We start from the raw sequence: 3,552 nt of genomic DNA on the forward strand, positions 1-3,552 counted from the left end.
GCACTGATCGCCCGTAACGGACGAATTGGATTGACCTTTGTCACGATGTTTCTGAAGGAGCAGGGTACAGTGCACGCTGAGGACCTGCTACCGCACATTGAGCACATCTGTTCATTAGGTGGCGAGAGACATTTGATGTTTGGCTCTGATTTTGACGGTATCGAGACCCATGTACGGGGATTGGAGCACTCGGGGAAATATCCGGTTTTTGCAGAACTATTGTTGAAATATTATCCTGAGGAACTGGTCAAGGGATGGCTGGGAGAACATGCGCTGGACTATTTGCGAACGAATCTGCCGTCTAAAATATCTTCTTAATTAGCTGATATAGCAGTTGTTTTCGTCTGTGCAATTCCTTGACAAAGCGAGAACGATTACTAAATAATTGGAGCATCCGCGGACTGCATGGTGCTAATTAATGATTGCCAAAATTTTACATAAGTAGAAGCGAGCCTAACAATCACCATGCTGTACCGCCATACTAGAGGGGAGCTCCGTTACATCATGTTGATAAAAAAGGTTACCTGGCTTGAACTTTTCTATGATTTATTGTTTGTAGCAGCTGTCTCCAAGGCGACCCATGTGTTGGTTCATGTAGAGCATGGCAGTATTGATTGGCATAATTTGGGGAAGTTTATTTTGATTTTTATTCCAATCTGGTGGGCATGGGTGGGGCAAACTGTCTATAACAATCGTTTTGGTCAAGACAGTATAACGCATCGAATTTTTATGATTTTGCAATTATTTTTTGTGTTAATCATGACTGCCAGCCTTAATGTAGATTTTGATACGTATTATGTATCTTTTTTTGTTGGCTATATTGGCTTAAGAGGTTTGACTGTCGTTCAATATTTGCTTTCGGTCTCCAAAGAAAAAGCTCATAAACAGGAAACTGCTCGTTTTTTTGGAACTTATCTTTGGGTCGGGATAGTCATCTCTAGCTGCTCCCTTTTCTTCGACTCGTGGGTTCGATATTTGATTTTATATACCGGAATTGCTGTTGATACCCTCGTTCCTTTGATCGGTCGTAAAAAGCTGGTGATCACACCTATCCATACAGAGCATCTTTTGGAGCGGTTTGCACAATTTACCTTAATCCTGCTTGGAGAATCAGTGATAAGTATACTTTCTGTTTTACAATCCGATCATCTCACAGTTTCCTCCATTGTATTTGCTGCTTTGACATTTGTACTGGTCATCGCAATCTGGTGGCAATATTTTGAGAATATAGAGAAGCGCGTAGACAAATCAAAACAAACAGCAGGTCAGACTATTATTTATGGTCATTTGTTTATTTATCTTTCTCTTAGCATGCTTGCGGCTTCCATACAGCTCTTATTTTTGGGGCAAGTTGCCTATACTTTTGTACTTTGCTTTACTTTTGCTTCTGTTTTTATTTATTTTATGTCAGTTTTATTGGTATTCCATCGGTACAGATTAAGTCATCTTAGACCTCGTCTCAGAGTCATTTTTTTCTTAACTGGAATCCTCGGTGCCCTGTTTATTCTGAATATATTTATTATTGCTCCTCATCTCATCGTTGCTGAGATCATGCTTTTCTTTCTTCTGTTTGCAAAAATAACGGTTTGATCAAGTTTTATATGGACAATATGTATGCAGGTTAGGGCGAAAAAGGGAACTTTATGCGCTATCCTTTTCTTTCTTGTCGAAATAGGAGTATAATAGCATAGATGTGTAAAGTATTGTATAGAGAAAAAGGAGTGACCACACGATGACTAAAATCGTACCTGTCGGCGTTTCCGCCCGTCATATTCACCTGACTCAAGAGCATATTGAAATTTTGTTCGGAGCAGGCTATCAATTGACTGAATTTAAACCTTTGTCCCAACCAGGACAATTTGCCGCAAATGAAACGGTAGCTGTAATTGGTCCTAAAGGCCAATTTGATAAGGTTCGTATTTTGGGACCTGCTCGCCCCGCTTCCCAACTGGAAATCTCTCGCACAGATTCCTTTGCTATTGGTGTAAAGGCACCTGTACGCGAATCCGGTAACATTGATGGTACACCAGGAATTACAGTAAAAGGACCAGCTGGAGAAGTGGAACTGCAAGAAGGCGTTATTGTAGCAGCCCGCCATATTCATTTCCATACATCCGATGCAGCTAAATGGGACATTAAGGATAAGCAGCTGCTGAAAGTACGTGTTGGCGGCGAACGTGGTCTTGTATTTGAAAATGTTATTGCACGTGTGTCCGATTCTTTTGCATTGGATATGCATATTGACACGGATGAAGCAAACGGAGCTGGTGTGAAAAACGGTGACAACGCTGAAATCGTTGACTAATATACGTATTTGATCTGGAAGATGTAAAAGTCCGACTCTTGCAAAAAGAGTCGGGCTATTTTTATATGCAGTAGAATAAACAAATATTTACCTATATACATAAATACCTTAGCATCACATGGCATCCGATCGGTATCCGGGGATGATCTATGGCTATGACCTATAAATCATGCTATAATTTAGTGTAATGCCTTTTTCAAAGGTTTTTAGGGCTTAAATAAAATAAGCAATGTCTACAGATACAGTAAAAGCATAAATGAGCTCGTGAAATAGATGGTGTAAGGAGTGACCAAGGAATGGCTAAGGAGACAAAAGACTACTCCCAATATTTTGATTTCTCGGATGCGAAGATTATTTCTGAAGATGAGCATAGCAAAAAGATTCGTATTCGCGGACGTGAAATCAACATAATGGCGGAGCCGAACCATAGAAAAGAGAAGCAGCGCGGTAAAGAGGACGTGCAGGTATTATATGATAACGCAGTTCCAGATGAGCTAAAGCATATCGGTGAGGGTAAGCATTATATCGTATATACATTCGGTTGTCAGATGAATGAGCATGATTCCGAAACAATCAAAGGCTTGCTGGAGCAAATGGGCTACCAGGCAACCGAGGATCGGAAGCAAGCAGATATCATTTTACTGAACACTTGCGCTATCCGTGAAAATGCAGAAGATAAAGTGTTTGGGGAGCTGGGTCACCTCAAGCATCTCAAAACAGAAAAGCCGGGACTGTTGCTCGGTGTGTGTGGCTGTATGTCGCAGGAAGAGAACGTCGTGAACCGGATTATGCAAAAGCACGGTTTTGTCGATATGATTTTTGGAACCCATAATATTCACCGTTTGCCTCAACTCGTCAAGGAAGCACTCTTTAGCAAAGAAATGGTGGTCGAAGTGTGGTCCAAGGAAGGCGACATTATTGAAAACCTGCCGAAGAAGCGCGAGGGTATGCGGGCTTGGGTAAACATCATGTACGGCTGTGATAAGTTTTGCACCTATTGCATCGTTCCCTTCACACGTGGTAAGGAAAGAAGCCGTCGACCAGAGGATGTGATTGCTGAGGTACGGGATTTGGCCCGTCAAGGATTTAAAGAGATCACCCTGTTGGGTCAGAATGTCAATGCCTATGGCAAGGACTTGAAGGATATGAATTACAGATTCGGGGATCTGATGGATGATATGCGCAAAATCAATATTCCACGTGTGCGTTTTACGACCTCACATCCGCGTGATTTTGACGACCATTTG

4 protein-coding genes are annotated in these 3,552 nt (G+C 41.6%); all 4 read left to right on the forward strand.

Annotated features, from left to right (window positions below; genetic code table 11):
- Positions 1–318: membrane dipeptidase (locus AC5V8P_RS24365; RefSeq protein WP_495473962.1), on the forward strand; the 318-nt coding region annotated here is incomplete at its 5' end.
- Positions 319–504: 186 nt separating this feature from the next.
- Positions 505–1,590 (forward strand): low temperature requirement protein A, encoded by a 1,086-nt coding sequence (locus AC5V8P_RS24370; RefSeq protein WP_064798073.1) that lies wholly within the window; start codon positions 505–507, stop codon positions 1,588–1,590.
- 142 nt (positions 1,591–1,732) lie between these two features.
- A complete protein-coding gene (gene pduL, locus AC5V8P_RS24375) occupies positions 1,733–2,305 on the forward strand; it encodes a phosphate propanoyltransferase (RefSeq protein WP_063208825.1) in 573 nt (190 codons plus the stop codon).
- Positions 2,306–2,601: 296 nt separating this feature from the next.
- Positions 2,602–3,552 (forward strand): tRNA (N6-isopentenyl adenosine(37)-C2)-methylthiotransferase MiaB (miaB, locus tag AC5V8P_RS24380; RefSeq protein ID WP_495473963.1); only part of this gene is annotated, 951 nt, incomplete at its 3' end.

The organism is Paenibacillus sp. N119s (assembly GCF_059447605.1).